At 59.1% G+C, this 26,658-nt stretch carries 23 protein-coding genes; 12 read left to right on the top strand and 11 right to left on the bottom strand.

Going from position 1 to position 26,658, the window contains the following annotated elements; translation table 11 throughout:
- Positions 1-364: 364 nt before the first annotated feature.
- Positions 365-1,135 (bottom strand): IS630 family transposase, encoded by a 771-nt coding sequence (locus tag A8C75_RS16240; RefSeq protein WP_067384780.1) that lies wholly within the window; start codon positions 1,133-1,135, stop codon positions 365-367.
- A 79-nt stretch (positions 1,136-1,214) separates the two neighbouring features.
- Between A8C75_RS16240 and A8C75_RS23165 the strand changes: the two genes are divergently transcribed.
- A protein-coding gene (locus A8C75_RS23165) for an IS3 family transposase (protein ID WP_120785161.1) occupies positions 1,215-2,767 on the top strand; the annotation gives its coding sequence in 2 pieces (ribosomal slippage) (positions 1,215-1,677 and positions 1,677-2,767; 1,554 coding nt in all).
- Between the two features lie 181 nt (positions 2,768-2,948).
- On the opposite strand, the gene istB is transcribed toward A8C75_RS23165, so the two are convergent.
- The 3 genes from istB to A8C75_RS16215 form a co-directional block, all read right to left on the bottom strand.
- Entirely contained in the window at positions 2,949-3,704 is a 756-nt protein-coding gene (gene istB / locus A8C75_RS16225) for an IS21-like element helper ATPase IstB (protein WP_067379286.1), read from the bottom strand.
- Positions 3,705-3,733: 29 nt separating this feature from the next.
- Positions 3,734-5,275, bottom strand: coding sequence for an IS21 family transposase (istA, locus tag A8C75_RS16220; RefSeq protein WP_067379283.1), 1,542 nt, complete (start codon positions 5,273-5,275; stop codon positions 3,734-3,736).
- A 220-nt stretch (positions 5,276-5,495) separates the two neighbouring features.
- Entirely contained in the window at positions 5,496-5,723 is a 228-nt protein-coding gene (locus tag A8C75_RS16215) for a helix-turn-helix domain-containing protein (RefSeq protein ID WP_067384777.1), read from the bottom strand.
- Positions 5,724-5,886: 163 nt separating this feature from the next.
- Between A8C75_RS16215 and A8C75_RS16210 the strand changes: the two genes are divergently transcribed.
- Entirely contained in the window at positions 5,887-6,450 is a 564-nt protein-coding gene (locus tag A8C75_RS16210) for a RebB family R body protein (RefSeq protein WP_067384774.1), read from the top strand.
- 140 nt (positions 6,451-6,590) lie between these two features.
- Here the strand turns inward: A8C75_RS16210 and A8C75_RS16205 are convergent, their stop codons facing one another.
- Positions 6,591-7,226 (bottom strand): DUF1826 domain-containing protein, encoded by a 636-nt coding sequence (locus A8C75_RS16205; RefSeq protein WP_067384771.1) that lies wholly within the window; start codon positions 7,224-7,226, stop codon positions 6,591-6,593.
- Between the two features lie 70 nt (positions 7,227-7,296).
- Here A8C75_RS16205 and folE2 point away from each other — a divergent pair, with 70 nt between their 5' ends.
- From folE2 to A8C75_RS16190, 3 genes are all read left to right on the top strand, one after another.
- Complete coding sequence (folE2, locus tag A8C75_RS16200; RefSeq protein WP_227819950.1) at positions 7,297-8,337, top strand: GTP cyclohydrolase FolE2; 1,041 nt, start codon at positions 7,297-7,299, stop codon at positions 8,335-8,337.
- A gap of 145 nt (positions 8,338-8,482) precedes the next feature.
- Positions 8,483-9,103 (top strand): alpha/beta hydrolase, encoded by a 621-nt coding sequence (locus A8C75_RS16195; RefSeq protein WP_157890311.1) that lies wholly within the window; start codon positions 8,483-8,485, stop codon positions 9,101-9,103.
- A gap of 451 nt (positions 9,104-9,554) precedes the next feature.
- On the top strand, positions 9,555-11,729 hold the full coding sequence (locus tag A8C75_RS16190) for a glutamine synthetase III family protein (RefSeq protein WP_067384757.1): 2,175 nt from the start codon (positions 9,555-9,557) through the stop codon (positions 11,727-11,729).
- A gap of 129 nt (positions 11,730-11,858) precedes the next feature.
- Here the strand turns inward: A8C75_RS16190 and A8C75_RS16185 are convergent, their stop codons facing one another.
- From A8C75_RS16185 to A8C75_RS16170, 4 genes are all read right to left on the bottom strand, one after another.
- Positions 11,859-12,539 carry a type 1 glutamine amidotransferase domain-containing protein gene (locus A8C75_RS16185; protein WP_067384754.1) on the bottom strand — a complete coding sequence of 227 codons (681 nt, stop codon included), beginning with the start codon at positions 12,537-12,539 and terminating at the stop codon, positions 11,859-11,861.
- Between the two features lie 40 nt (positions 12,540-12,579).
- The gene (locus tag A8C75_RS16180) at positions 12,580-13,605 is read right to left on the bottom strand and encodes an NADP-dependent oxidoreductase (RefSeq protein WP_067384752.1); all 1,026 of its coding nucleotides are present in this window, start codon (positions 13,603-13,605) and stop codon (positions 12,580-12,582) included.
- 41 nt (positions 13,606-13,646) lie between these two features.
- Complete coding sequence (locus tag A8C75_RS16175; protein WP_067384750.1) at positions 13,647-14,804, bottom strand: iron-containing alcohol dehydrogenase; 1,158 nt, start codon at positions 14,802-14,804, stop codon at positions 13,647-13,649.
- Positions 14,805-15,125: 321 nt separating this feature from the next.
- Positions 15,126-15,725: a TetR/AcrR family transcriptional regulator gene (locus A8C75_RS16170; protein ID WP_067384737.1), complete on the bottom strand. Its 600-nt coding sequence runs from the start codon at positions 15,723-15,725 to the stop codon at positions 15,126-15,128.
- Between the two features lie 502 nt (positions 15,726-16,227).
- On the opposite strand from A8C75_RS16170, the gene A8C75_RS16165 reads away from it, so the two are divergent.
- From A8C75_RS16165 to A8C75_RS16150, 4 genes are all read left to right on the top strand, one after another.
- Entirely contained in the window at positions 16,228-17,226 is a 999-nt protein-coding gene (locus A8C75_RS16165) for an ABC transporter substrate-binding protein (protein ID WP_067384726.1), read from the top strand.
- Between the two features lie 81 nt (positions 17,227-17,307).
- Positions 17,308-18,207, top strand: coding sequence for an ABC transporter permease (locus A8C75_RS16160; protein ID WP_067384723.1), 900 nt, complete (start codon positions 17,308-17,310; stop codon positions 18,205-18,207).
- A complete protein-coding gene (locus A8C75_RS16155; protein WP_067384722.1) occupies positions 18,200-19,378 on the top strand; it encodes a quaternary amine ABC transporter ATP-binding protein in 1,179 nt (392 codons plus the stop codon). The genes A8C75_RS16160 and A8C75_RS16155 overlap by 8 nt, the downstream gene beginning before the upstream one ends.
- Before the next feature lie 307 nt (positions 19,379-19,685).
- A complete protein-coding gene (locus A8C75_RS16150) occupies positions 19,686-20,180 on the top strand; it encodes a heme-degrading domain-containing protein (RefSeq protein ID WP_067384720.1) in 495 nt (164 codons plus the stop codon).
- Positions 20,181-20,259: 79 nt separating this feature from the next.
- On the opposite strand, the gene A8C75_RS16145 is transcribed toward A8C75_RS16150, so the two are convergent.
- Positions 20,260-21,414, bottom strand: a complete 1,155-nt coding sequence (locus tag A8C75_RS16145; protein WP_067384718.1) for a mechanosensitive ion channel family protein — start codon at positions 21,412-21,414, stop codon at positions 20,260-20,262.
- Positions 21,415-21,760: 346 nt separating this feature from the next.
- Between A8C75_RS16145 and katG the strand changes: the two genes are divergently transcribed.
- A complete protein-coding gene (katG, locus tag A8C75_RS16140; protein WP_067384716.1) occupies positions 21,761-23,992 on the top strand; it encodes a catalase/peroxidase HPI in 2,232 nt (743 codons plus the stop codon).
- Positions 23,993-24,163: 171 nt separating this feature from the next.
- Positions 24,164-24,517, top strand: a complete 354-nt coding sequence (locus tag A8C75_RS16135; RefSeq protein WP_067384714.1) for a DUF1428 domain-containing protein — start codon at positions 24,164-24,166, stop codon at positions 24,515-24,517.
- Positions 24,518-24,575: 58 nt separating this feature from the next.
- Here the strand turns inward: A8C75_RS16135 and A8C75_RS16130 are convergent, their stop codons facing one another.
- Entirely contained in the window at positions 24,576-25,565 is a 990-nt protein-coding gene (locus A8C75_RS16130) for a GlxA family transcriptional regulator (RefSeq protein ID WP_067384711.1), read from the bottom strand.
- 127 nt (positions 25,566-25,692) lie between these two features.
- Between A8C75_RS16130 and A8C75_RS16125 the strand changes: the two genes are divergently transcribed.
- Positions 25,693-26,583, top strand: a complete 891-nt coding sequence (locus A8C75_RS16125) for an alpha/beta hydrolase (protein WP_067384710.1) — start codon at positions 25,693-25,695, stop codon at positions 26,581-26,583.
- Positions 26,584-26,658: the final 75 nt, after the last annotated feature.

Raw genomic sequence — 26,658 nt, 5'->3', positions numbered from 1 at the left:
AACCGTATCTGGTGAGGTTGTGGCGAACCAGCGGGGTTCTCAAGCCGTGGCATGCATGAAGAGGTGGATCAGGAACTTGAGAGATCCACGTTTGCTCCCCAGGGACGGGGAAGTAAAGCCTGATGGCGAAACCAACGATGGCAACGTGGAAGTCGGATCAGCTCATAGTAGTCCGAGGTCAGGAAAGCTGGCCACATGGCGAAGGGGCTGACAGTTATATCCGCTGAGGTCCGGGGTCAGGTTTTGTCTTTTTCTCCGGCTTCTTGTCTGAGGGGCAAACAGCAAGATCTGATAATCATCTAGCCGACTCTCCCGCACCAGTCGTATCGTTGATACGTATTAACCCGGCGGATAAATACATCGATCATGCGGCATACCGAATGTGTCCTGCCCGGAAATAGGTTTTTACCCGTTCTGGCCGACGTTGCAATGTGAGCATGCACGATCGAGTGCGTTTCTTCAGGTCGTCAATCGAACGAACCGCCGGACCGCTGTGCACCATGTTCTTCAAATCGCAGTTCAAGTATTCATCCGGGTTCAGTTCAGGCGAGTACGCGGGCAAAAAGAACACTTCCAGATAGCGCTTCACGGGCTTCTTTGCGAGCCAGCGCTTCACTATCTTGGCATGGTGGACGCGCAGGTTATCCAGAATCAGAAACACTTTGCCGGGCGTAGATTCGATCAGTGCCCGAAGAAATTTGATCAGAACCTTGGCGTTCATCATCGATTCGTACAGCATGAAACGCACGGTCCCCTGGTTGGTGATCGCCGAGATCATATTCAGTGATACGCGCTTGGCCGGCAGTGGCTGCACGGGCGTTTTGCCGATCGGAGCATAGCTACGGCCATGCTGGGTTGTATTCTTGATCCCGGTTTCATCACCCCAGAAAATCTGCGCGTTCTCTGCTTTGGCGCGCGCCTTGATTTGCGGATACTCCTCTTTTAGCCAAGCATCGACCCGGGCCGGGTTCTGTTCCCAGGCTTTCTTTAGCGGCTTCTGCGGCGAGAAGCCCCAGCGCTTGAGGTAGTCTCCCAGAGTCCGAACCGGAATGTCGATCCCCCAGAATTGCTTGATTAGCTGAGCGATAGCACGCCGCGTCCAGAGCGCAAAACCCAGTTTGTACTGATCCGGCATCTGGCCCCCGGTGTCAGGGTAGTTGTCGCCTGATCAGTTTCACCTAAATCAAAGCACCGGGGACGGAAAGAGTCATGCGATGCGACGTTATTCACCCGAGCGTAAAGAAGCGCTGCTGAAGAAGCTTTTGCCGCCCCACAATATGTCTGTGGCCGAGCTCGCCCGCCAGGAAGGCATCTCCGATGTAACCCTGTATGCTTGGCGAAAACAGGCCAAAGCGGGAGGTGCTGCGGTGCCCGGAGATCAAAAGTTAACGGATAACTGGTCAGCTGAATCCAAGCTGGCGGTGGTGATTGAGACCGCCGCGCTGTCTGAAATCGAGCTGAGCGAATACTGCCGCAGTAAAGGGTTGTATCCCCAACAGGTCAAAGCGTGGCGTGACGCCTGTCTGTCGGGTCAGCAGACGGCCAAGGCCCAACGTCAGCTCGATCGCGAACAGGCCAAGGCCGACAAGAAACGTATCCGCGAACTGGAGCGTGAACTCAGACGCAAGGACAAGGCACTGGCCGAGGCGGCCGCGATCCTGGTGCTGCGAAAAAAGCTCAATGCCTACTGGGGGGACGACAGCGAGGACAGCTAACGGCGCTGTCGGTCCGGCAGGACTATGTCGCTTGGATTGCTGAAGCCATGGCCGCCGGCGCCCGAAAACAAGTCGCCTGCAAGGAACTGGCGATTAGTCTGCGCTCGCTGCAACGCTGGACACAGGAAGGCGCGCCGAAAGCCGATGGTCGCACGACCACGCCGCGGCCCACGCCGGCGAATGCCCTGACTGATGCTGAACGCGAGACGATCTTGCAGCTCTGCAACAGCACGGAATACGCGCATCTTCCACCGAGCCAGATCGTGCCCCGGCTGGCCGATCAGGGCCGTTATCTCGCATCTGAAAGCAGCTTTTATCGGGTGCTGCATGCCGCCGATCAGCAGCATCGCCGGGGCCGCGTTCAGCGCCCGAAAAGGCATCCGGCACCCACGACGCACGCTGCGAACGGGCCGAACCAGCTTTGGTCTTGGGACATCACGTATTTACCCTCGCCGGTGCGGGGCCAGTATTACTATCTGTATCTGATCGAGGACCTTTACAGTCGCAAGGGCGTGGGTTGGGAGGTGCATGAACAGGAATGCGGCGATAAGGCCGCAGCTCTGCTGCAACGCAGCGTGCTCAGCGAGCAGTGCCTGCATCAGCCGCTGGTACTGCACTCGGATAACGGCGCGCCGATGAAGTCCGTCACACTGCTAAGCAAAATGTACGACCTGGGGATCACACCGTCGCGTGGGCGACCGCGGGTCAGCAATGACAACGCCTTCTCGGAGTCGTTGTTCAGAACGCTGAAATACTGCCCGCAGTGGCCACATAATGGCTTCACCAGCCTAGATGAGGCACGGGCCTGGGTGAGAGACTTCATACGCTGGTACAACCACGAACATCGTCATAGTCGCATCCGCTTCGTCACGCCGGCCGAACGGCATCGTGGACAGGATCATGAAGTGTTGGCTCGGCGAGATGCGCTGTACCAGCAAGCCCGTTCTGAACGACCGGAACGCTGGTCAGGCAACACGCGTAACTGGCAGCCGGTTGGGATGGTGATGCTCAACCCGGAGAAGCAGGAAACGACTCAGAATAAGGCTGCATAACAGAATGGTCTGCGCGACAACTACGTTGACAAACACCGCTGGTCTTTAACCGCCTCAATGACACGCTGCTCCTGCGCCTCGGTCAGGCGACGCGGTTTGTTTGCGTATTCCGGCGAAGATGAACACCGATTCCGGACGAACGTGAACACCTGATTTCTCAACGCATCACGCCCTGGTGTTTTTAGCCCAGGTGTTCATCTTCGGTCAACTGCCCAAGGAGTTTTCGCATCGACTCGCCCTTCAGCGGGAGCCGGTGCGCGTTGTGCATCAGCCGGTCCAGGATGGCGTCCGCCAGGGTATTGTCGCCGATGCTGGCGTACCACTGGTCGGTCGGCAACTGGCTGATCACCAGCGTCGAGGTCTGGCCGTGGCGGTCGTCCATGATCTCCATCAGGTCGTTGCGGTGAGCCGGCTTCAGCGGCTCCAGTCCCCAGTCGTCGATCTGTAGCAGCTGAACCTTCGCCAGCTGCTTGAGCAGCTTGTGGTAGCTGCCGTCGGCCTTGGCCTGGGTCAGCTCCAGCAGCAGACGGGAGAGCCGGTAGTAGCGGACGCTGTAGCCCCGCAGGCAGGCGCTGTGGCCCAGCGCGCAGCCGAGGTAGGTCTTGCCGCTGCCGCAGGGCCCCGTGATCAGCAGGTTCTGGGCCCGGTCGATCCAGTCCCCCTGTGCCAGCCGGGCAACCTGGGTCTGGCTGACGTTGCGCGGGTGCTGGTAGTCGATGTCCTGCACGGTGGCGCTGAGCTTGAAGCGCGCCTGGCGGATCAGGCGCTCGTGCTTGCGGTGCTCCCGGCTTAGGCTTTCCTGCTCGACCAGCAGACCGAGCCGCTCGATGAACGACAGCGCCTCATAGGTGCCAACCTGTTCCAGCTGGGTTTGCAGGGCGCGGGCCATGCCGCCGAGTTTGAGGTGGCGCAGCTGCGCCAGGATCTGGGTGCTCATAGGGGTTGTCCTCGGGTGTGTCGAAGGCGTCAGTGGAAGCTGTGGGGACCACGGATGTTCTCGTGCTGCTGGGGCAGCTCGGCCTGGACGCTGAGCGTCTCGGGCAGCCGGTCGCGGTTGCTGAGCAAGATCGACTTGATCTGCTTCAGGCGGATCAGGCCCTCCCGGTTGGCGATGCCGCAGGCCGCATCCAAGCGCTCGGCTGGATAGTCCCGACTCAGGTTCAGCAGTCCCAGGCAGATCCGGTAGGCCTGCTCGGGATGGGCTTTGGCGGCCAGTTGCTCCGCCACCCAGGTCAACACCTCGGGCCCGATGTCCTTGGCCCAGTTCTTGAGCCGTCCCGGCGTCCATTGCTGCTGCTTCTGGTGGCGCTTGGGCATGTGACTGGCCTCAGTCGTGGTGCCGGGCCGGTGCTTGCGCGGGTGGGAGGCGACCGGCCGTTGCCGGAAGTACAGGGTGATCAAGGTGTCGCTGGCGTGCAGCTCCAGGGTCTCGCCGACATACTGGTGCGGCACCGAGTAGTGATGCTGCTGGTACTGGACGTGGTAATCGATGTTGACCTTGACCCGCTTGATCTCGACGTAGCGGTAGGGGTGGCTGGGCAGCGGTCGCAGTGCTGGCCGGTCGAGCTGCTCGAAGGCCTGCCGGCGGTTGCCCGGCAGTTGCTTGAACGGCTTCTCGTTCAGCTCCTCCAGAAGGGCCCGAATACACTGGTTGACCTCGGCCAGAGAGAAGAAGCTGTGGTGGCGTAGGCGGGCCAGGATCCAGCGCTCGACGATCTGCACCCCAACCTCGGCCTTGGCTTTGTCTTTCGGACGATAAGGGCGCGCCGGTACCACCGCGACCTGATAGTGCTCGGCCCACTGCTGGTAGCTCGGGTTCAGGTCCGGATCGTAGCGACAGGCCCGGCTGACGCCGCTGCGGAGGTTGTCGGGCACCACGATTTCGGTCGACCCGCCAAAGTACCCCAGCATCCGCACATGACTGCCCAGCCAGTCCGGCAGCGACTGGCTCAGAGTCGCCTCGGCGTAGGTGTAGTTCGATGCCCCGAGCACCGCCACGAACACCTGCGCCTGACGCACCTCACCAGTGCTGGCGCAGATGATCGGTACCGTCGGCCCACAGTAGTCGACGAAGCACTTCTCGCCGGCCCGGTGGGTCTGGCGCATCGAGCGCTTCTGCTGGCCGCACCACTGGCGGTAGCGGTCGCAGAACTGGGAGTAGCTGTAGCAGCGGTTGGGATACTGCTGGGTGTACTCCTCCCACAGCAACTGCTTGGTCATGCCCTTGCGCTTGAGCTCCTGATGGAGGGCGGACCAGTCGGGGACTTGGTAGCGGGTGAAGGGAGCGGTATCGGCACCGGGGTAGAACAGCCGCGCCAACTGGCTGTCGTCCAGCTCGTCGGGCAAGGGCCAGACAAGCCCGAGTTCATCGGCTTTACGCAACAGTTTCTGGATGGCGCCGACACTGATTTTGGTGCTGTCCTTGATCTGACGGATCGACAGCCCAGCGGCTAGCCGCAAGCGGAGAACGTCTCGGATTTTACGCATTGGAGTCCTGTTAGCCGGCATAGCCTCTCCCTAAAAATGAGGAGAGGTTACCAAATAAGTTGAAAATCAATGCGTTAAGAATGATTCCGGACGAACGTGAACACTTATTCCGGGAATATGAACAGTGATTCCGGTGCCGTGAACGGCGATTCCGGAAATCCGACAAAAATGTTCACCTTGGGCCGGAACAGGTGTTCACGTTGAATCAGAATGGGTGTTCACGTTCCGCCGGAATGGCTGTTCACGATGGGCCGGAATATGCATTGTTCTTGGGGCCCCGTTTTTGTACTGTCAAGGCCGCCTTGCCGCCGGCTTCATAACGCTGGTACCAGCGTCCAACAGTATCGGGGTGAACATTGAGCAGCTGCCCGATTTCACGGAAAGTTTTGCCTTTCAAACGGAGTCGAATGGCTTGCTGCCTGAGAAGTTCCTGTTGCTCTGTGCTGAGCTTGCGTGCGTCGGTATTCATGCGCACATTATATCAGACCTAAATTGCCGCCGGGTTAATAACCATCGACGAATAGCCTGGAGAGAGGAGTCGCCTTATGAAACTTTATGCCGACATTCGCGAGTGAACTGCCACTAACAGCAGTCACCCATTTTCTCATTTATCCCCCAGCAAGGAGCACTGCATGCCTTCTCAAACTTCGGTTAACGATCAGATCACCGACGCAGTTACCCAGGCCAACATCAAGGTTATTGCCGAAGCCCCGGCAATGGCGATGGGTGCGATTTACCAGGCCGCGGCCCATGCGATCGGCACCCTGTTCGAAAACGCTGTCTCTTCTCAACAGCAGCAGAACGCCCTGATGCAGGCTGCGGTGAATCAGGGCGTAATACAGCTTTACTCGGTGGATACCCAGGCCAGTGCCGAAGCCTTGCAGAGCTTACTTCTGCAAGGCACGGCGGAGCTAAACGCCGCGAGTGTGGGCGGGGTCAACCAGCAGATTGTGGACGCGGTGAAGCTTAGCCTTCGTAGCGTGCTCGACAGTGCCGGCGACTTTTCCTTCGCGGTACGCAGCGCCGCCGAGGCGATGCAGGCCACACTGGATGGCATCAGCGCTGCCAGTCATCAGGATGCCATGCGCTCGCTGCAACTGGCTGCGACCGCGGCCTGCCTGCGCGCGATGATCGCCGATCCCGGCCAGGCCGATGCATATAGTAAAGTGTTGAACGAAATTAGCCGCCTGGCCTGAGTGCTGCGGGGACACTCGAGAAGCGAATGGTCTTGCCGATTCCTGCTGCTATACATCAGCAAGGCAGCAGGCAAGCCCTGACGCTTTGATTCCTCTTTTGGCTCCCCTGATGCCGAACATCGCGCGCGGCTCAGCAGACTTCAGTCCATCAGGTCGAGCGACAGGAACAGGCGTCCCGCGCCATCCGTAACCTCGGGTGACCGGTGGACGAGGCCACGGCCTTCGTTGCCGAACCAGCCTTCGCCCTTGAGCAAGGCAACCTCGCCGGCTTGCAGCTGGCGGAAATCCCTTTCATTGCCGGGCGTGCTTTGGCGTTGCTCATGGCTGATCCAGTGTGTGCCGGGACCGAGGTAGGTTGTCACCAGGCGGCAGGGCAGGCGATCCACATGAAACTTCGGGCACATGGCTCGATGCAGCCACTCCAGCCGCATTCCCACCTGCTTCTGCTCAAATAGGCAGGCAAACATGTCGGTCAGCAGCTCGATATCGGCGATCAGGCAATCCTGGCCCGCCCCCGGCGGCAGCTTGCGTTCCAGTTCGGGGGCGGCTTCATCCGGGCGCAGCACGCAGCGCAGGCTCAACCCGGGAGGCTGCTGGGCCAGCTGCTCGAGATAACGCCGCAGGCTTGAAGATAACGGCCGTTGCCAGATCGCCAGGTTGCAGCTCGCTGCATAGAAACGGGACAGCACCCGAGGGTCGTCCCCCGCCGCGACGCTGAGCTCTGGCAGCACAGCACTGTTGTGCCGGTGCCTTGGCGGATTGCTGATTGCATTCATCAGGGTCCTGCTTTCCTTTGCTGCATCTATGTTATTTGTGTAATGTTATATTGTAACTATAGCGAGCACAATGGCTGCACTGCCTCGCGCCCAGCAGGCAGTGCGGCGAAACATCAAAGGCATCGACCAAGGATTTCTGTTGCATATGAACACCGCCTCTCTCGGCCCTTTCGCTCCTTTACCCGATGTGACAACGTCGCCCCGTGCTTCCATTGGCGGCACGCTGGATGGCGTCGGCATGTCCGGGCTCGCGCTTCCCGTCACGCTTGCGGAATCGGATCGCAGCCATGTTGCCGTTCAGGCAACGGCAAGCCTGTATGTCAACCTTCGCGATCCGCAGGCGAAGGGCATCCACATGTCGCGTCTGTATTTGCTGCTGGAAGCCTTCGCCGAACGCGAGGCACTCAGGCCCGCTATTCTCTGCCAGTTTCTGCAGCAGGCGCTTCAGAGCCATCGCGATATCAGCGATACCGCATCGCTGTCATTGAGTTTCCAGTATCTGAGTCGCCGTCCTGCACTGAGCAGCAACCACCAGGGGTGGAAAGCCTATCCGGTGGTGCTGAGTGCCCGGCGGGCCCAGGGGCATACCACTATTGAGCTTGGTGTGAGCGTGCCCTATTCAAGTACTTGCCCGTGCTCTGCGTCCCTGAGCCGCCAATTGATTGCCGACGCGTTTCGTGATGCCTTCTCCAGTCGATCCAATCCGCCCATAGACGCGGTTGCCCGCTGGCTGCAAGAGGAGGGTGGAAGCTGGGCTACCCCGCACAGCCAGCGATCCTACGCCGATGTTCGGGTCCGGCTGGCGGAATCGGCGGCCTTTCCGATCGAAAAGTTGATCGGCACCCTGGAGGAGGCGCTGCAGACACCGGTACAGACGGCAGTCAAACGCGAAGATGAACAGGCGTTTGCCCGGCTGAATGGTCAGAACCTCATGTTTTGCGAAGATGCCGCCCGGCGCCTTAAGGCGGCACTGAACGCGACGCCCTGGCTGGACGATTTCCAGATCCGTGTGGAGCACCAGGAAAGCTTGCACGCCCATAATGCCGTCGCCATGGTCGCTAAGGGGCTTGCCGGGGGATACACGGCTGACGCGCCAGGGCTGTGGCGATAACGGCAGGCCGCAACCAAGGCCGGGAAAGAAGGCCGGGAAAGAATGTCTTGTCTTTTGGGCTATTAACCGCAAGAAAAACAGGTTGTATAGCTGCTCTTCCTTCACCCCACAGGGAATCGTATCGATGCGTCTGAGGTTAAAACGCGTGGCTATGGTTATGGCCATTTATGTCAGTAGTGCAGCGGCGCTGGCGGGGTTGCCCGGTGTCGCAACTTTGCAGGTGGATGCGCCACAGCGCGCGCAGCCGCTGAGTGTGACGCTCTGGTATCCGGCGGCGCAGGGCTCGGAGGTGGTGTCCATCGGCGACAGTGCGGTGCTCGAGGGTACCCCTGGGCTGCTGGATGCACCTGTGGCCGAGGGGACTTTTCCCCTGGTGCTGGTTTCCCACGGTGGCATGAGATCCGCGCCCCATCTGGGGGAGTGGATCGGGGCGGCTCTGGCGCAGCGGGGCTTTATTGCCCTGGTGGTGCCTGCGCCGCGCCTGGGTTTGCAGGATGCGGCTATCGCACCCGCCGAGCTGTGGAAGCGCCCGGCGGATATTTCGGCAAGCCTTACGGCGCTGGAGCACCGTATTGGTGCAGCACTGATTGTGGATCCTGAGATAAGTAGTGCTTTCTCCGCGGCAAGCCTTGCGTCTATCAAGACCCCTGTTTTGGCCCTGAATCAGGGTGAGGCCAGCGATATCCTGCCGGGGCTGGATGCGTCGGGCCTGGTGGGGGCTGTACCTGCGCTGGAATATCACACTATGGTGCAGGCTCGGCGTTGATATGAACTGTCGTCGGTGGCGGCTTGATGCCGCGCGCCCCTCAGTTCGGCCAGAAGCGTGACCCAATAGCGTGCACGGGCTGGCGTATCACTCATTCAGATATGAAAATGCACCAATATGGTGCTTTTAATTCCTGCTTGCGGTCTACTTTGGTGCGTTATTGCCAGGTTTGTGCGCTTATTTGAGGCGGTGGCTCGGGTTTTTTCTGTTTTAGTATTGGGTGATAAAAAATAATTTCTTTATTTTCAAGTGCTTATACTTATTTTATGTGCCTTTTTGAAAATTTGGATCGTATTTTGCTTATTAAAACGTCATTGGGTTTCTTCGGCTTGATGGCACTGGGTTTGGACCCGTGTCTGTGCACCAAAAAGAGGCCCCAGGATAACAACACAGGCGCAGCCCTCGAGAGGGCTGCCTGTCCACACAATTTCACGGCATACAGGGTATAAACATGAGTGGCAATGCATCCAGGCTCGCAGCAATCAACACCATCACTAATGGCAAGGCCATCAGTGTTGAGATGCCGGAGCCGCTGAGCAAGATCTGGGCCTGCGATGTTTTCAGTCTCTCGAAGATGGAAGAGTCGCTGTCCAAGAATGCCTTCAAGGCGATAAAAAACACCGTACAGACCGGTGCACCGCTGGATCCTGCCACCGCCGATGTTGTTGCCGCGGCGATGAAAGACTGGGCGCTGGGCAAGGGTGCCAAGTTTTTCTCCCACATCTTTTACCCGATGACCAACGCCACGGCGGAAAAGCACGACGGCTTTATCGTGCCCAACGCTGAGGGTGTTGCCATAACAGAATTCACCGGCAGCCTGCTGATCAAGGGCGAGCCGGATGGCTCTTCGTTCCCCAACGGCAGCCTGCGCATGACCAACGCTGCCCGCGGTTACACCGCCTGGGATCCGACCAGCCCCTGCTACATCATGCATACGGCGAACGGCCCGACGCTGATGATCCCCAGTGTCTTCATGTCCTGGACGGGTGAGGCGCTGGACAAGAAAATTCCGTTGCTGCGCTCCAACTCAGCCATGAACAAGGCGGCGCACAAAGTGCTGTCCCTTATGGGTGAAACCAATATCGCCACCCTGAATGCAAGCTGCGGTGCCGAGCAGGAATACTTCCTGATCGATGAGAATTTTGCCGCTGCCCGGCCTGACCTGCGCCTGGCAGGCCGCACACTCTTTGGTGCGCCGCCGGCCAAGGGTCAGCAGTTTGATGACCATTATTTTGGTGCTATCCCTGAGCGTGTACAGGTCTTCATGCAGGATTTCGAAGACCGCCTGTATCGCCTGGGCATCCCTGCCAAGACGCATCACAACGAAGTGGCACCTGGGCAGTTTGAGATCGCACCTTACTTTGAGTCGGCCAATATCGCGGCGGACCATCAGCAGCTGCTGATGACCGTGCTGAAAAACACCGCCAAGAAGCATGGCCTGCACGCCCTGTTGCATGAAAAGCCCTTCGCCGGCGTTAACGGCTCTGGCAAGCACGTGAACTGGTCTGTCGGCAACTCGACCCAGGGCAACCTGCTGGATCCTGGCAGCACGCCGGAGAAGAACCTGAACTTCCTGCTGTTCTGTGGCGCCGTGATCCGTGGTGTGCATCTGCATGGTCCGCTGCTGCGCGCTGTTATTGCATCGGCGTCAAATGATCACCGTCTGGGTGCCAATGAAGCGCCTCCGGCCATTCTGTCGGTCTATCTGGGCGACCAGCTGGAGAAGGTGTTCACGGATATCCAGCAGGGCAACCTGGCGCCGAGCAAATGCGGCGGCGTGATGGACCTGGGTCTGGCGGAAATTCTTACCTTTACCCGTGACCCGGGCGATCGCAACCGCACCTCGCCCTTCGCCTTTACCGGCAACCGTTTCGAGTTCCGCGCCGTTGGTTCGTCGCAGTCGGTCTCCGGGCCACTGGTGGCGATGAACGCCATGATGGCCGATTCCCTCAACTGGATTGCCGGCAAGCTTGAAGCGGCGCTGAATTCAGGCCTGGATCAGGGCTCGGCCGTGATTGCCGTACTCAAGGAACTGATGGATGCGCATGGCAATGTGCTCTTCGGTGGTGACGGCTACTCGTCTGAATGGCACACGCAGGCGGTGGACGAGCGTGGCCTGGCCAATAACCGGACCTCCGCTGAAGCTCTGCCTGCCTTGCTGGAACAGTCCGTGCAGGACCTGTTCAAGAACACCGGTGTGCTGTCGCCCGTTGAGCTGCAAAGCCGCTACGAGGTGTATTCCGAGCAATACATCCTGTCGATAGAGATGGAAGCCAAGCTGACGATGGATATGGCGACCACCTCCATCTATCCGGCAGCGATGACGTACCTGTCTGAGCTGTGCAGCTCTATCTCCGGTGCTGCCGCCATGGGTATTGGTCTGGATAACGGCGTTGCGAAAAAAGTTGCCGCCGAAGCGGATGCCATGATGCAGACCGTGGCTGCGCTGGCCACCGCCACGGAAAAACACGACTTCGCATCCATCGAAGCTCACATGCAGTTCTGTGCCCACGAGATTCGCCCGCTGATGGACAAGGTCCGCAGCCATGCCGATAGCCTGGAAATGACGGTATCGGATGCTGCCTGGCCGCTGCCGAAGTACTCCGAGATGCTGTTTATCAGATAAGCACCAGGATAGAAAAAGCGGGAGCTGCGGGCGCGGTGCCGTTAAGGCACTGGCTGCAATCTTCTGAATAACACAAAAGCCCCGGCTACCTTTGCATAAAGGTAGCCGGGGCTTTTTTACGTCTGGTTGTTATTTGCCCAGCGCAGCTAGCAGTGCCAGGGCCGTGGCTTCAGATGAGCCCGGGTTTTGCCCGGTGATCAGCAGGCCGTCGGTTTCGACGTGGGAGTGCCAGTCCTCTGCTTTGGTGTACAGGCCGCCGTTGGCATTGAGCATGTCTTCCACCAGGAAAGGCACGATTTGGGTGAGTCCCACGGCCTCTTCTTCGCTGTTGCTAAAGCCGGTTACTTTTTTGCCGTTTACCAGGGGCTTGCCGTCCGCTGTTTTAGTGTGGCGCAGCACGGCAGGAGCATGGCACACGGCGGCGATGGGTTTGCCTGCGCCGTACAGGGCTTCGATCAGGGTAATGGAGTCGCGATCCTCTGCCAGATCCCACAGTGGGCCATGGCCCCCAGGGTAAAATACGGCATCGTAGTCGGCGGGGTTGATGGTGCCGAGCTTGAGGGTCGTGGCCAGTTGCGCCTGGGCGCCGGGATCCTGCTCAAAACGGCGGGTGGCATCGGTCTGAAAGTCCGGCACATCGCTTTTGGGGTCCAGCGGTGGCCGGCCACCGGCGGGGGAGGCCAGGGTCAGGGTCGCGCCGGCATCCTTGAGGCTGTAATAGGGTGCTGCGAACTCCTCGAGCCAAAAGCCGGTTTTTTCGCCGCTGTCGCCCAGGCGATCGTGGGAGGTCAAAACTATCAGGATATTCATTGTATGCATGTTCCTTGTCGTGAAGAGGTTGGGGGCAGGTTCAGACCCGTACGATCAGCTTGCCGAAATTGTGCCCCTGTAACAGACCGATAAGGCCCTCGGGCGCCTGCTCCAGGCCGTCGATAATGTCTTCGCGAAACTGGATGCGACCGTCCTGCAGCCACTGGTTCATCTGGGTGAAGAACTCGGGGTAGCGATGGGCGTAGTCATCAAAGATGATAAAGCCCTGCATGCGGATACGCTTCACCAGCAGTGTACGGGTCAGCAGGCCCAGCCGATCGGGACCTGCGGGCAGTTCGGTGTCATTGTAGTGTGCAATCAGGCCGCACACGGGTACCCGGGCACCGGTATTGAGCAGTGGCAGTACTGCATCGAACACGGCGCCGCCGACGTTTTCATAGTAGACATCAATGCCATTGGGGCAGGCGCTGGCCAGTTGGGCGGCGAAGTCCGGGTCGCGTCGATCGATGCAGGCATCAAAGCCGAGCTCGTCGGTGACGTAGCCACATTTGTCGGCGCCGCCGGCAATGCCCACCACACGACAGCCCAGGATCTTGCCGATCTGGCCGACCACTGATCCCACGGCACCGCTGGCCGCAGCCACCACCAGAGTTTCGCCGGCCTTGGGCTGGCCTATGTCCAGCAACCCCATATAAGCGGTAAAGCCCGGCATGCCCAGCACACCCAGTGCCTGTGAGGGTTGCTGCATATCAGGCGCGAGCTTGACCAGGGCGGTGCCATCGGACAGCGCATAGTCCTGCCAGCCGGCATAGCCCTGTACCCGATCACCGACCTTGAAGTCCGGATGCATCGATTGCTCGACCCGGCTGACGGTGCCGCCAACCATGACCTCACCCAGCGCCACGGGCTCTGCATAGGAGGGACCATCGCTCATGCGACCGCGCATGTACGGGTCCAGCGACAGGTATTCGGTGCGCAGCAATACCTGGCCTGCGGCAGGTACCGGGATAGCGGTTTCTTCCAGCTGGAAGTTTGCTGCCGTAGGCGCGCCCTGGGGGCGTGAGGCCAGTACGATGCGACGGTTGCTCTGTGTATTCGTGGTCATTGACGTTTTCCTTAAAATTTTTTGGTGGGGCCGGGGTCTGATCAGAGCGCAGCGTTCAGAATGCTGCGGCTGACATCCAGGTTGATGTTCTTGTGTTCACCCAGGGCTGTCAGGCCGTGCTTGTCGAGTTGAGCGACCACGGCATCCACCGCTTCGGGGCCCAGATCGTAATCGCCCAGGCGCGTGGCGATACCGACGCTTTCGAAAAACGCACGGGTGTGCGCAATGGCCTGGTCGATGCGGGCGTCGTCGTCACCTTCGGTGATATGCCACACCCGTTCGGCGTACTGCAGCAGCTTGCCGCGCTTGTCTTCTCGCTGCACCTGCAGCAAGGACGGCAGCACTATGGCGAGGGTGCGGGCATGGTCGATATCGTAGAGAGCTGTCAGTTCGTGGCCGATCATGTGGGTTGCCCAGTCCTGCGGCACACCGGCGCCGATCAGGCCGTTGAGTGCGAGTGTTGCCACCCACATGAGGTTGGCGCGGGTCTCATAGTCCTGCGGCGTTTCCAGTGCTCTGGGGCCAATCTCGACCAGGGTCTGCAGCAGGCCTTCGGCAAAGCGATCCTGTGCCATGCCGCCGGCAGGGTAAGTGAGGTACTGCTCGGTAATGTGCACGAAGGCATCCACGACGCCGTTGGCGATCTGGCGCGGCGGCAGGGTATAGGTCTTGGTGGGGTCCATAACCGAAAACTGCGGGAATACATGCTGGCTGCGGAACGGGAGCTTGTCCTGGGTGGCTTTACGGGTGACTACGCCGCCGTTGTTCATTTCCGAGCCGGTGGCGGGCAGGGTCAGCACTGTGCCAAAAGGCAGCGCCCGTTCGATGCGCTGGCCACCGCTTTCAAGGATGCCCCAGGGCTCGCCGTCAAAGGGCACGGCGGCGGCGACAAACTTGGTGCCATCGATCACCGAACCGCCGCCGACGGCCAGCAGGAAGTCCAGCTTTTCACGCCGTACCAGGGCGACGGCTTCCATCAGGGTCTCGTAGCTGGGGTTGGGCTCAATGCCGTTGAATTCAAACACTGTCCGCTCGCCAAGGGCCGCGGTGACTTCGTCCAGAGTGCCGTTGTGGCGGGCGCTGTTGCCGCCCAGCAGAATCAGCACGCGGGCGGACTGGGGGATCTGGCTGTCCAGCTGGGACAGGCTGTCCTGTCCAAAGATGATGCGGGTCGGGTTGTAGAAACTAAAGCTGTTCATGCTTGCTCCAATTAGACCGGTCGTCTAATGATAAGGTAAAAAATAACCGCCAGCGGTATAAGGTGGCGGTGCTCTGTATTTTTAAGGGCGTGTTTATCGCGTGTTGTCGGCCAGCAGCCTGTCGGGCTTGGCCGGTCGTAGCGAGGGAAAGTCCGTTTTGAGGCAGTTTTTGAGCTCTTTTGAGGCAAATAGTGGTTCTATTTAACACTTGGAACGCAGTGTAAAGAACCGCTTTAGCGGGGTCGAAGACCGAGGAGCCTGCGACGAGTCAAAAAGAGCACGAAAAATGACCAAAGGCGGTTTTTCCGCAGTAGATCAGTGTTAAGTCCGACAGGCTGCCAGCCCCAGGGCCGCGCGGGTTGAGTGCATGGCGGTTTTAAGGGCGCTGTCATCGCGGCGGACCTTGGTCAGCAGGGTGGCGCCCAGCCACATCTGGTACAGGGCTTCCGCCAGCTGGTTGGATGACAGGCTGCTACTGACCGAGCCATCGATGCGGCCCTCTTCAATGCAGCGTGAGAGGCGCTCGACAATACGGCTGGTACCCTTGTGCAGGGCGCAGCGCATGGCTTCGGACAGATCCGACACCTCGCCGCTGAGCTTTACCGCCAGGCACTTGCCCACCGGATCCTCGGCCAGCTGTGTTTCCATCCACAGCGACCAGTAGCCCATCAGCCGCTGGGCGGCAGGCTCACCGGTATCCGTCAGCAGGCCATCGAGGCGGGCCAGGTAATCGCTGAAGTAAGCCTCCAGCATGGCCTCGCCAAACAGTTCCTTGGATTTGAAGTAGTGATAGAACGAACCCTTGGGAACGGCGGCACAGCGCAGAATTTCACTCAGGCCGGCGGCGGTGAAGCCCTTGTGCAGGATCACGGGCCTGGCGGCATCAAGAATATGCTGTCGGACGGTGCTTTGGTCGGTCATGGCGGTGATCCTGTAGTCAGTGGGGCGAGTCTACGTGTAATTAGACCGGTCGTCTAGCGCTGTTTTCAGGCAAGGTGCAGGGCGCAGGCGGGTGCCGGCAGGCGCTATTGCTGCGCCGAATCGCCTTCTGTGGCACGGCTAATGACTGGACTCTGTGCCACACTGATTCAATGAGTCGCGCTCCTGTGTGCAGCAAGATAGAGGGTGCGTATCGCGCAGGGACGCGGGTTACCGGGAGCAGGCCTTGGGTCCGCTTAGGCCCCGGGGCAGCTGTGTTTATTCTGTTTTTAAATGATATAGTGTCTGCTCGTGACGACAGGCAGAGTGTTTGTTGTCGTCAATGAATATGTTTGTAACTTGTTGTAAATGTTTGATTTTTGTTTATTGTCTAAGCTTATAACAATAAAACCGTCAGGCGCATTGTTGCTGATTTGGAACTAATCTGGGTGTGAGATTCAGGCTGTTCAGTGACGAGTGCTAATTGATGAAACAGGAGTCCGCCATGAAGAAGTCTCTCGCAGCAGTCGCGCTTATGCTGGCTGCATCCACCGGCTTCGCCGCCGAAGATTGCGGCAAGGTCACGATCGCAGACATGAACTGGAGTTCGGCGACACTGATCGCCAATATAGACCGTTTCATACTTGAACATGGTTTTGGCTGTGCCGCAGAGCTGGTGCCCGGCGATACCATGCCCACCACTACTTCCATGATGGAGAAGAGGGAGCCGGATATAGCGCCTGAGCTCTGGACCAACTCATTCCAGGCCGCGCTGGACAAGGCCGTGGCCGAGGGTCAACTGCAGGTAGCCGGCAAGGTGCTGTCTGAAGGTGGCGAGGAAGCGCTCTGGGTGCCCAAGTACATGGTCGACAAGGACCCGAGCCTGGCCACCATTGAAGGCGTAAAAGCCAACGCCAAGCTGTTTATCCACCCGGAAGATCCGGATCGCTCGGCCCTGATAGGCTGCCCGGCGGGCTGGGGTTGCCAGCTGGTGGTGAATAACCTGTACCGCGCCCTCAAGCTGGAAGACGCCGGGTTTGAACTGATTGATCCGGGTTCGGCGGCGGGGCTGGATGGTTCCATTGCCCGTGCCTATGAGCGTGAGGAGGCCTGGCTGGGCTACTACTGGGCGCCAACGGCTATTCTCGGCAAGTACGACATGGTGAAGGTTGATTTTGGCAGTGGGGTCGACAAGGAACATTTTCTGAGCTGCACCACCAAGGAAGACTGTCTTGAGCCCAAGGTGACCATGTGGCCCGAGTCGCCGGTGTACAGTTACACCACGTCGGATTTCGCCAAAAGCCACCCCAAGGAGTTTGAATACCTGGCCACGCGATCTTTCAGCAACGGCGATCTGAACAAGCTGCTGGCCTGGATGGAAGACAATCAGGCCGATGGCGAAATCGCCATGGAGCACTACCTGATGGAGAATGAAAGCAGCTGGTCCGCCTGGCTGGAGCCCGAAGTGGCCGCCAAGGTCAAGGATGCGCTCGGCAAGCTGTAATCACCTGAGTAACCGCTAAAGACCGCAGGCGCAGGGAGGCTGCCTGCGATGTCGCCTGATCCACAGCACAGGATATCCTTTATGGCCAGTGAATCTTGGCTAACCGAATTTCCCAAAATGAGTCGCGAAGGCCTGCTGGCTATTCGCAAGTCCCTCGACGCTACCTACCGCGACTTTTCCCGCGAGTATGGTGAAAGTATCGAAGCCATCTTCGATCCGCTACTCACCTTTCTTATCTGGTTTGAAAAACTTCTGCTGAATACGCCCTGGCCGCTGATTATTATCGCGATCACGGCGCTGGCGTATTTTGCATCCCGCTCCTGGAAGCTTTCCCTGGGGGTTGTTGTGTCCTTTCTGCTGATCGGCTATTTCGGCATGTGGGAAGACACCATGCGTACCCTCAGCATTATTACCGTCTGTACCATGCTGTCGATTGCGTTGGGCATTCCGGTGGGCATCATGATGGCGCGCTCCGATCGGGTGCAGTCCACGGTCACCCCCATGCTGGATATCATGCAGACCATGCCGGCCTTTGTGTACCTTATACCGGTGGTCATGCTGCTGGGGATTGGTCGTATTCCGGGCGTAATCGCGGTAGTCATCTATGCCATTCCACCGGTTATCCGACTCACCAACCTGGGCATTCGGCTGGTGGATCGCGAAGTGCTGGAGGCGGCGACATCCTACGGTGCCAGCCCCACTCAGCGCCTGATGGGCGTGCAGTTACCGCTGGCGATGCCCACCATCATGGCGGGTATCAACCAGACCATCATGATGTCTCTGGCCATGGTGGTTATCGCCTCCATGATCGGCGTCAAGGGACTGGGGCAACCGGTGCTCAAGTCCATCACCAACCAGTACTTTACCCTGGGTCTGTTTAACGGCCTGGCGATTGTGGCGCTGGCGATCATCTTCGATCGTGTTTCCCAGGCCTACGCCAAGCGCACGCAGAAGCACATGGAGGGTACTGATCATGGCTGAGCCTCTGGTTAGGATAGAAAACCTGTTCAAGGTGTTCGGTGAGAAGCCGGAATCCGTGATCCCGATGGTGGAAGCCGGCCAGAGCAAGGATGAAATTCTCGCCGCCACCGGTCATACCCTAGGGTTGCAGAACATTAACCTGGATATCAACAAGGGCGAGATCTTTGTCATCATGGGGCTGTCGGGTTCCGGCAAGTCGACCCTGATTCGGCATTTTAATCGCCTGATCGACCCCACTCAGGGTCATATCTTTGTCGATGGCGTGGATGTAATGAAGTTCTCCGCAAGAGAGCTGCAGGACTTTAGGCGCCACAAGATGTCCATGGTGTTTCAGCGCTTTGGCTTGTTGCCGCACCACAGCGTGCTGGAGAACGTCGGTTATGGCCTGAGCATTCAGGGGCTTTCCAAAGACAAGGTGCGGGAAAAGGCCATGCACTGGCTTGATGCGGTCGGCCTTGGCGGCTACGAAGATCAGTATCCGTCGCAGCTCTCCGGTGGTCAGCAGCAGCGTGTGGGCCTGGCCCGGGCGCTCTGTACCGATGCCGAAATACTGTTGATGGACGAGGCCTTCTCGGCGCTGGATCCACTGATTCGCCGCGAGATGCAGGATCAGCTGATCAGCCTGCAGCACAAGCTGCACAAAACCATTATCTTCATTACCCATGACCTGGATGAAGCCCTGCGCCTGGGGGACAAGATAGCCATCCTGCGCGACGGCAAGCTGATTCAGGTGGGCAACCCTGAGGATATACTGCTGCACCCGGCGGACGACTACGTTGAGGCCTTCGTGCACGACGTTAACCGTACCAAGGTGCTTACGGCCGCCCATGTGGTGAACAAGACTCTGCTGACCCTGACCGGGCGCACGTCGCCGCAGCAGGCACTGGATAAGATCCGCGAACGCCATGCAGATTATGCCTGTGTGCTCGATGGCAAAAGCCTCAAGGGCATCATTACCCTGGGCGAAGCCGAGCGGGCCCTGAGCGAAGGCGCGGGGAATATTGCCGATTACGTCAGCGATGTGAACTGTGTGCCCGACAGCGCAGAACTTGAAGCCCTGTTGCCGCGCCTGCTGGTGGGCAAGGAGGACCAGCCAATCGGCGTAACCAACGAGGAAGGCGAGTTCACCGGCATGGTAAGTCGGCGCCGGATGGCGGAGTTTGTGTCTTAAAAGGCAGGTTCAAGTTAAAAGGTAAAAGGGGCAAGGTAAAAGGTAAAAGTAAAAGGGGCAAGGGCCAGGATAAAAGCTGAGACAGGCGCACAAGCCAGTACTGGTATCTGAAATAACGCCGACAGTGTGGTGCAAACGCCATGCTGTCGGCGTTTTTGGTGAGGGGCTCAAGGCTCTGTTTTTACTGCAATCCAATGACGTACACTGCTGGGCGAGGGGCGAAAGCTAGAGTGCAGGAAGGTATCGCGCAGCTCCACCCGGTTCCACCAACATAACAGCGACAACAGACCAAAAAAAAGAGGTGAAGGTGACTAATTTGATCAGCGCGCTGGAGCAGCAGGAGCAGGCTCTGGTATTGGGCGGTTTCGATGAAGATACCGCCTTTGAAATAGGTAATGCGTTGCGGGAACGGGCGGTGGCGAGCAAGGCCCCGGTAGTGATCGATATCCGCACGGCTAACCGCCGGCTGTACTTCGCGGCCCTGCCGGGTTCGGCGCCGGACAACGATGAGTGGGCGCGTCGCAAGGGTAATATGACGCTGCGCAAGCAGTGCTCGTCCCTGCTGTGCGGTGAGCGCCTGAAGGCATCGGGCCAGAGCGTCGGGCAGGATATGGGGCTAGATCCGCTGGACTATGCCGCCCACGGCGGCAGCTTTCCGGTGCGAGTCACGGGCGTCGGCGTTGTTGCGGTCATCACCGTATCGGGCCTGCCGTCCCGTGATGATCACGAGCTGATCGTCGGTGTGCTGGCCAGGTATCTGGATGTACAGAACATCAGTCTGGATGCGTTTCTGGAGGGGTAGACGATAGCGCAGTGCCTGGGTGTCGGAGCATTCCCCGGCACTCATCATGATCTACGAATCACGAATCACGAATCACGAATCACGACTTACCCAGTTGATTACCTTGCGGCCATTGCTTGATATACAGATCTTGCTTGGCGTAGGGAATTTCTACTGCGTGTTCTCTAAACAGTTTGTAAATCGCCACATTCAGGTCATGGGATATGCGACCTCTGTCCTGGGGGTGTCGAATCCAGCACATCAGGTTGAAGTCGAGGCTCGAGGCACCAAAGCCGCGCAGGCGCACTCGCGGCTCCGGCGAGGTGCAGACCTCAGGGTGCGCCAGGCCCGCCTGCATCAGCAGCTCGCCCACCTGATCGACATCGGAGCCATAGGCCACCCCCACCACGATGCGAATGCGGACATTCAAAGGCCCGCCGCTTTCATTGATGATCTTTGCATTGGCGATGACGCCGTTGGGGATGGTGATTTCCACATCATCGCGGGTCAGCAGGCGGGTGCTGCGCAGGCCTATGGCGCAGACCTTGCCGCGTTCGCCGGTATCCAGGTTGATATAGTCGCCGATCTTGTAAGGGGCGTCGGCAACAATGAAAAAACCGGAAAACAGGTTGGCCAGCGTATCCTTGGCGGCAAAACCCACGGCGATACCGACAATACCGGCGGACGCCAGCCAGCCCACCGGGTTGATACCCCAGATCAGTAGCAGTATGTAGCTGCCGATCATGATGATGACCAGCTTGCTCGTGAGGTCGAATAGCGGCACGGTTTTGCTATCGACGAGCTTGAAGCGGTTCTCGCCGCTCAGGGCTTCGAGCAGCAGGGTGGATATGCGAAACGCCGCCGTCATCCAGCTGACGGTGATCAGTGAGAACAGCAGGTTGACGATGCCATTGCCCAGCGGCATGTTGAGGACGCTGACGGCCAGCGACAGGCCAAAAAAGAAGACGGTCACAAACACGGGTTTGCGCAAATACTGCAGCGCGGTGTTGTCCACCGGGGATCTGTCCAAACCGATGACGCGCCCGATGACATTGGTCAGCAGGGAGCGAAAGCACACCCCCAGTACATAAAACACCAGCGCGATCAGCAGCGACCCCAGTACGGGGTTTTGCGAAACCAGTTCCCAGGCTGGCAGGGCCGACTCCGGCAGGAAGTCCGTTATTTCCCGCAACAGCTTGCTGAGTGATATTTCAGGCGCACTCGCTTGGGTTGCTGCCGCAATGTCTTCTGGCATGATCCGGTCTCTGTCTGGCGAAAATACGTATTGTTATAGAAAGATTTTTTACCGATTCGCTCCGCGGCTTTTCTGCCGACGCCGCTGCGGATTCTGTCGACTGGATTCTACAGCAGTCCTGCTGCCATAAGGAGCTAACCTGAGTGGTGACGACCATAATGAATAGCCGGGGAAACCGGGCTGTCCGCCAGGTTAAAAAGCACGAATTCCCATGCTGCAAGACGGGCCATGCAGAAAGACTATCGGATTGATCAGGATAAGCAATTTCAACCAATGGCACTGAGTTGGTATACCTTGTTAACACGCAGTTGGACGAGTCAGTGTCACAAGACAACAGGAGAAAAACATGAGCGCAAATAATAACGATAGCGGTGCCGCAGGCAAGTGCCCGGTCATGCACGGATCTCGCACCAGCCTGGGTGACAAGGGCACCGCAAACCTCCACTGGTGGCCGAACCAGCTGAACCTCAGAATTCTCCACCAGAACACATCTGAAATGAGCCCGATGGACGAGGACTTCAGTTACGCTGACGCCTTCAGGAAGCTCGACCTGCAGGCGGTGAAAAGCGATCTGCAGGCGCTGATGACCGACTCCCAGGACTGGTGGCCGGCGGATTACGGCCACTACGGCCCCTTCTTTATCCGCATGGCCTGGCACAGCGCGGGGACCTACCGTATCGGTGATGGCCGTGGTGGTGCCGGCAGCGGTTCGCAGCGATTTGCGCCGCTGAACAGCTGGCCGGACAACGGCAACCTCGACAAGGCGCGTCGACTGCTCTGGCCGATCAAGCAGAAGTATGGCAACAAACTGTCCTGGGCCGACTTGATGATCCTGGCCGGCAATGTGGCGCTGGAATCCATGGGCTTCAAGACCTTTGGTTTCGGTGGTGGTCGAGTCGATATCTGGGAGCCGGAAGAGGATATCTACTGGGGTGCCGAGACCGAATGGCTGGCGACGAGCGACAAGGCCAACAGCCGCTACGCCGGTGACCGCGAGCTGGAAACCCCACTCGCCGCCGTGCAGATGGGGCTGATCTACGTCAACCCGGAAGGCCCGGACGGCAACCCGGATCCGCTCGCCTCCGCCCGCGATATCCGTGAGACCTTTGCCCGCATGGCCATGAACGACTACGAGACCGTTGCACTGACGGCCGGCGGCCACACCTTTGGTAAAACCCACGGTGCGGGCGATCCGGAGGTCCACGTAGGCGCTGAGCCAGAGGCCGCCCCCATGGAAGAGATGGGCCTGGGCTGGAAAAACAGCCTGGGTACAGGCAAGGGTGAATATGCCATCACCAGTGGCCTGGAGGGCGCCTGGACCTCGACCCCGACCCAATGGGACATGAGCTACTTCGACACCCTGTTCGGCTACGAGTGGGAACTGACCAAGAGCCCGGCCGGTGCTCAGCAGTGGACGCCCAGGGATGAAGCCGCAAAAGATACGGTGCCGGATGCCCACAATCCGAGCAGGCGCCATGCGCCTATGATGTCCACCGCGGACATGGCCATGCGGGAGGATCCGGAGTACCGCAAGATCGCCCAGCACTTCCATGCGAATCCGCACGAGTTCGCGGATGCTTTTGCACGGGCCTGGTACAAACTGACGCACCGCGACATGGGCCCCATCGCGCGTTACCTTGGCCCGGAGGTACCGGCAGAAGAACTGATCTGGCAGGACCCGGTGCCGGCGGTGGATCACGCCCTGGTGAACGCGCAGGATATTGTGGATCTCAAGGCCCGGGTGCTGCAGGCAGGCCTGTCGGTATCCGAGCTGGTTGCAACCGCCTGGGCATCGGCGTCTACCTTCCGCGGCTCTGACAAGCGCGGTGGTGCCAACGGTGCGCGTATCCGGCTGGCGCCGCAAAAGGACTGGGAAGTGAACCAGCCTGCGCAGTTGACTAAGGTGCTCCAGACCCTTGAGGGGGTCCAGAAAGCCTTCAATGCCCAGTCTGGCAACAGGCGGGTGTCGATAGCGGACCTGATAGTTCTGGGGGGCTGCGCCGCTATAGAGAAGGCCGCGAAAGACGTAGGCCATAGTATCGAGGTTCCGTTTACGCCGGGCCGTACCGATGCCACCCAGGAGCAAACCGACGTAGAGTCCTTTGCGCCGCTCAAGCCAGATGCCGACGGTTTTCGTAACTACCGCCGGACCCAATTCACCGTATCGGATGAGGCGATGCTGGTGGACAAGGCGCAGCTGCTGCAGCTGAGTGCCCCGCAAATGACGGCGCTTGTCGGCGGCATGCGGGTACTGGATGCCAACTATGGCCAGGCCCAGGAAGGCGTGTTCACCCAACGCCCTGGCACCCTGACCAACGATTTCTTCGTCAACCTGCTCGATATGGGCACCGACTGGAAACCGGTGTCCGAGGATACCGACCTGTTTGAAGGCCGTGACCGCAAGACCGGCAAGGTGAAGTGGACCGCCACCCGGGTCGACCTCGTCTTCGGTTCCAACTCTCAGCTGCGTGCCCTGGCGGAAGTCTACGCTCAGAGTGATGCCGGCGAGCGTTTTGTGCGCGACTTCGTCGCTGCCTGGACCAAAGTGATGAACGCAGATCGGTTCGACCTGGCCTGATCCGGCCCCGTTCGGTGGCCTGGCCATGCACCCACCCGGGTGTGTGGCCTGGCCACCGCTTCCCTGATCAGCAAGGCCGGGTGCCGGGGTTGCCCTGCCCGCAGAGGGTGCGGAAAAAGGGGGGCGTATGGGCCAGGCTATTCAATGCAAGGTTAGCTGCAGGAGTGAGTCATGAACTACGTCGACGGTGATGTGATCGCAGTGCCACGGGAAAACAAGGAAAAATACATCGAGCTTGCCCGCAATGTTGCAGCGGTATTCAAAAAGCATGGCGCGCTGAATCTGGTTGAATGCTGGGGCGACGATGTCCCCGAGGGCAAGGTGACCTCCTTCCCGATGGCGGTACAGTGCAAGGAAAACGAGGTCGTGGTGTTTGCCTGGATTACCTGGCCCTCGAAAGCCGTCAGGGATACAGGCATGGCAGACGCGATGGCTGACCCGCTGTTCGCAAACCAGGAGGACCCCATGCCCTTTGACGGCAAGCGCATGATCTTCGGCGGCTTTCAAATGATCGTAAACGAATAGGCCCGGCTGCCTGAGCCGGGCACCGAGGATGGATGCCCCTGCCTGTGTTGAACGAGGTTCAGGTGCCGGTATCGGCCGGCAGGCTCTCGGCCCTGCGTTCTTCCCGCGGGGTTCTGTCGTACTGTTTCTTGTAGCAGCGCGAGAAGTAGGACGTGGCGTTAAAGCCGCAGGCGGTGGCGATCTGCAGTACCGACATCGTGGTTTGTTGCAACAGATGGCGGGCCCGCTCCAGGCGTAGCTGCATGTAGTAGTTCGCCGGTGACACCCCCAGGTGCTGGTGAAACAGCCGCTCGAGCTGGCGACTCGAGATGCCCACGTACTGGCTGACGTCCTCGCAGGTAAGGATTTCTTCGAGGTTTTCGCCCATCAGCTCCAGCGCCTGAACCAGGCGAGGGTGGCTGGCATCAAAGCGCAGTTGCAGTTTCATGCGCTGCTTGTCGTGGGCGGGACGGATATTGGGGTGAATGCACTGCTCGGCCACATCCCGGGCGAGTTTCTCGCCATGACTCAGGGCGATCAGCTGCAGGATCATGTCCAGGCCCGCCAGCCCGCCGGAGCAGGTGATGATATTGCGATCGATTTCATACAGCTCGCCACTGACGTTAAGGTCAGGAAATTCCTCCTGCATGCTCTGCTGGTTTTCCCAGTGAATGGTGCAGGTGCGGCCTTTCAGCAGTCCCGCCCGCGCCAGCAACAGGCTGCCGGTCGAGGTGGCTCCGAGCCCGACCCCCTGGCGTGCGAGGGTACGCAGCCATTTGAACAGTGGCTTTTCGTCAATCAGGTGGGCGCGAATGCCGGCCACAACGATCATCCGGTCGATGCCCTGGATATCACTCATGGTGCGCGTCGGTTGCACGGTCACGCCATTGCTGCAGGGCACCGCCGTGTCCTGCAGGCCGTAGAAGTGCCATTGATAGAGCGTTTTGCCACTCATGCGGTTGGCCATGCGCAGCGGATCCACCACGGCGGCAAAGGAAATCATGGAAAAGTCCGGCACCAGGAAGAAGCCGATATGCTCGGGTTGCCGTACTGGGTCAGGGGTTGTCATGGATGCTCTGTCGTGTGTCGGATTAGTGCCTAATAATGTCGGAAATTAATGATTTTGTCAGCCGCTGTTTCGCCATTATGGACCCCGTGCAAGACAAACCCATTCCCAGCCAGTACGGTATAAAACAATGATCGAACAAAAAATCTCCTTCCAGAGTGACGGCCTGAAACTCGATGGCGCCTTCTTTACCGACGCGCAGAACAACGACCCCAAGCTGCCTATCGTGATTGTCTGCTCGGGCTTTACCGGCCAGAAGAACATCCACCCGGAGCGCTATGCCCGTGCCTTTACCCCCAAGGGCTTCACTGTATTTGGCTTTGACTACCGTGGTTTCGGGGAGTCCGAAGGCATCCGCGAGCGGGTGATTCTGGAAGAACAGGTGCGTGATATTGCCAGCGCCGTCGCCATTGTGCGCCAGCGTGCCGATAGCGAAGGCCGTAAGGTTGTACTGGCGGGCTGGGGCATGGCCGGTGGCCTGATTCTGGATGCGTACCGTCTCTGTGAAGGCCAGGTGGATGCACTGGTGTCGATGAACGGTTTCTTCGATGCCGTACGGGTGCAAAAAGCGCTGCGTGGCGAGCACGGCTGGAAGGCCTTCAAGCAGTTCATGGCTGAAGAGCGCCTGCGCCTGGCCGAAGGTGGTGAACCCAGGGGTATTGACCCGTTTGATATCTACCCGCTGGACCCGGTCAGCCGTGAGTACGTTTTCTCCGAGCTGGTCAAGGCGCCGGGCTACGGCGTGACCTCGAGCTTTGATTTCGCTGATTCCCTGATCAGCTTCAACCCTGAAGCTCAGCTGGATGCGCGTTTTTCCAGCGTCCCCCTGCTGATCGCCCACGGCGCCGAGAACGACCTGCACCCGGTGACCGAGCCCAAGTCCCTCTATGCGGCTTATCCGGGCCCCAAGGAACTGTTCCTGCTGGCCGGTGGCGGTCATACGGAGTGGATGCTGGATGAGAACCCGCTCTTTATCGAGTTCTCTGGTCATGTGGCCCAGTGGATCAAGACAAGCGTCTGATCGCCTGGGTGCAATACCCGGGGCTGGTGCTTTGCGCCGGCTCCGGGTTTTTGCGTTTTAGAGCCTGTGGAGTGA

The organism is Marinobacterium aestuarii (assembly GCF_001651805.1).
Taxonomy (GTDB): domain Bacteria; phylum Pseudomonadota; class Gammaproteobacteria; order Pseudomonadales; family Balneatricaceae; genus Marinobacterium_A; species Marinobacterium_A aestuarii.
The sequence above is the reverse complement of the archived record's forward strand: the minus strand, read 5'-3'. Positions and strand labels throughout refer to the sequence as shown.

Coding starts and splice junctions, on each gene's coding strand:
- istB (WP_067379286.1), bottom strand. CDS start 3,704: ATGAGCACCCAGATCCTGGCGCAGCTGCGCCACCTCAAACTCGGCGGC.
- katG (WP_067384716.1), top strand. CDS start 21,761: ATGAGCGCAAATAATAACGATAGCGGTGCCGCAGGCAAGTGCCCGGTC.
- folE2 (WP_227819950.1), top strand. CDS start 7,297: ATGGCTGCACTGCCTCGCGCCCAGCAGGCAGTGCGGCGAAACATCAAA.
- A8C75_RS16190 (WP_067384757.1), top strand. CDS start 9,555: ATGAGTGGCAATGCATCCAGGCTCGCAGCAATCAACACCATCACTAAT.
- A8C75_RS16160 (WP_067384723.1), top strand. CDS start 17,308: ATGGCCAGTGAATCTTGGCTAACCGAATTTCCCAAAATGAGTCGCGAA.
- A8C75_RS16215 (WP_067384777.1), bottom strand. CDS start 5,723: ATGAATACCGACGCACGCAAGCTCAGCACAGAGCAACAGGAACTTCTC.
- A8C75_RS16170 (WP_067384737.1), bottom strand. CDS start 15,725: ATGACCGACCAAAGCACCGTCCGACAGCATATTCTTGATGCCGCCAGG.
- A8C75_RS16135 (WP_067384714.1), top strand. CDS start 24,164: ATGAACTACGTCGACGGTGATGTGATCGCAGTGCCACGGGAAAACAAG.
- A8C75_RS16205 (WP_067384771.1), bottom strand. CDS start 7,226: ATGAATGCAATCAGCAATCCGCCAAGGCACCGGCACAACAGTGCTGTG.
- istA (WP_067379283.1), bottom strand. CDS start 5,275: ATGCCGGCTAACAGGACTCCAATGCGTAAAATCCGAGACGTTCTCCGC.
- A8C75_RS16165 (WP_067384726.1), top strand. CDS start 16,228: ATGAAGAAGTCTCTCGCAGCAGTCGCGCTTATGCTGGCTGCATCCACC.
- A8C75_RS16125 (WP_067384710.1), top strand. CDS start 25,693: ATGATCGAACAAAAAATCTCCTTCCAGAGTGACGGCCTGAAACTCGAT.
- A8C75_RS16185 (WP_067384754.1), bottom strand. CDS start 12,539: ATGAATATCCTGATAGTTTTGACCTCCCACGATCGCCTGGGCGACAGC.
- A8C75_RS16175 (WP_067384750.1), bottom strand. CDS start 14,804: ATGAACAGCTTTAGTTTCTACAACCCGACCCGCATCATCTTTGGACAG.
- A8C75_RS16130 (WP_067384711.1), bottom strand. CDS start 25,565: ATGACAACCCCTGACCCAGTACGGCAACCCGAGCATATCGGCTTCTTC.
- A8C75_RS16240 (WP_067384780.1), bottom strand. CDS start 1,135: ATGCCGGATCAGTACAAACTGGGTTTTGCGCTCTGGACGCGGCGTGCT.
- A8C75_RS16145 (WP_067384718.1), bottom strand. CDS start 21,414: ATGCCAGAAGACATTGCGGCAGCAACCCAAGCGAGTGCGCCTGAAATA.
- A8C75_RS16155 (WP_067384722.1), top strand. CDS start 18,200: ATGGCTGAGCCTCTGGTTAGGATAGAAAACCTGTTCAAGGTGTTCGGT.
- A8C75_RS16180 (WP_067384752.1), bottom strand. CDS start 13,605: ATGACCACGAATACACAGAGCAACCGTCGCATCGTACTGGCCTCACGC.
- A8C75_RS16210 (WP_067384774.1), top strand. CDS start 5,887: ATGCCTTCTCAAACTTCGGTTAACGATCAGATCACCGACGCAGTTACC.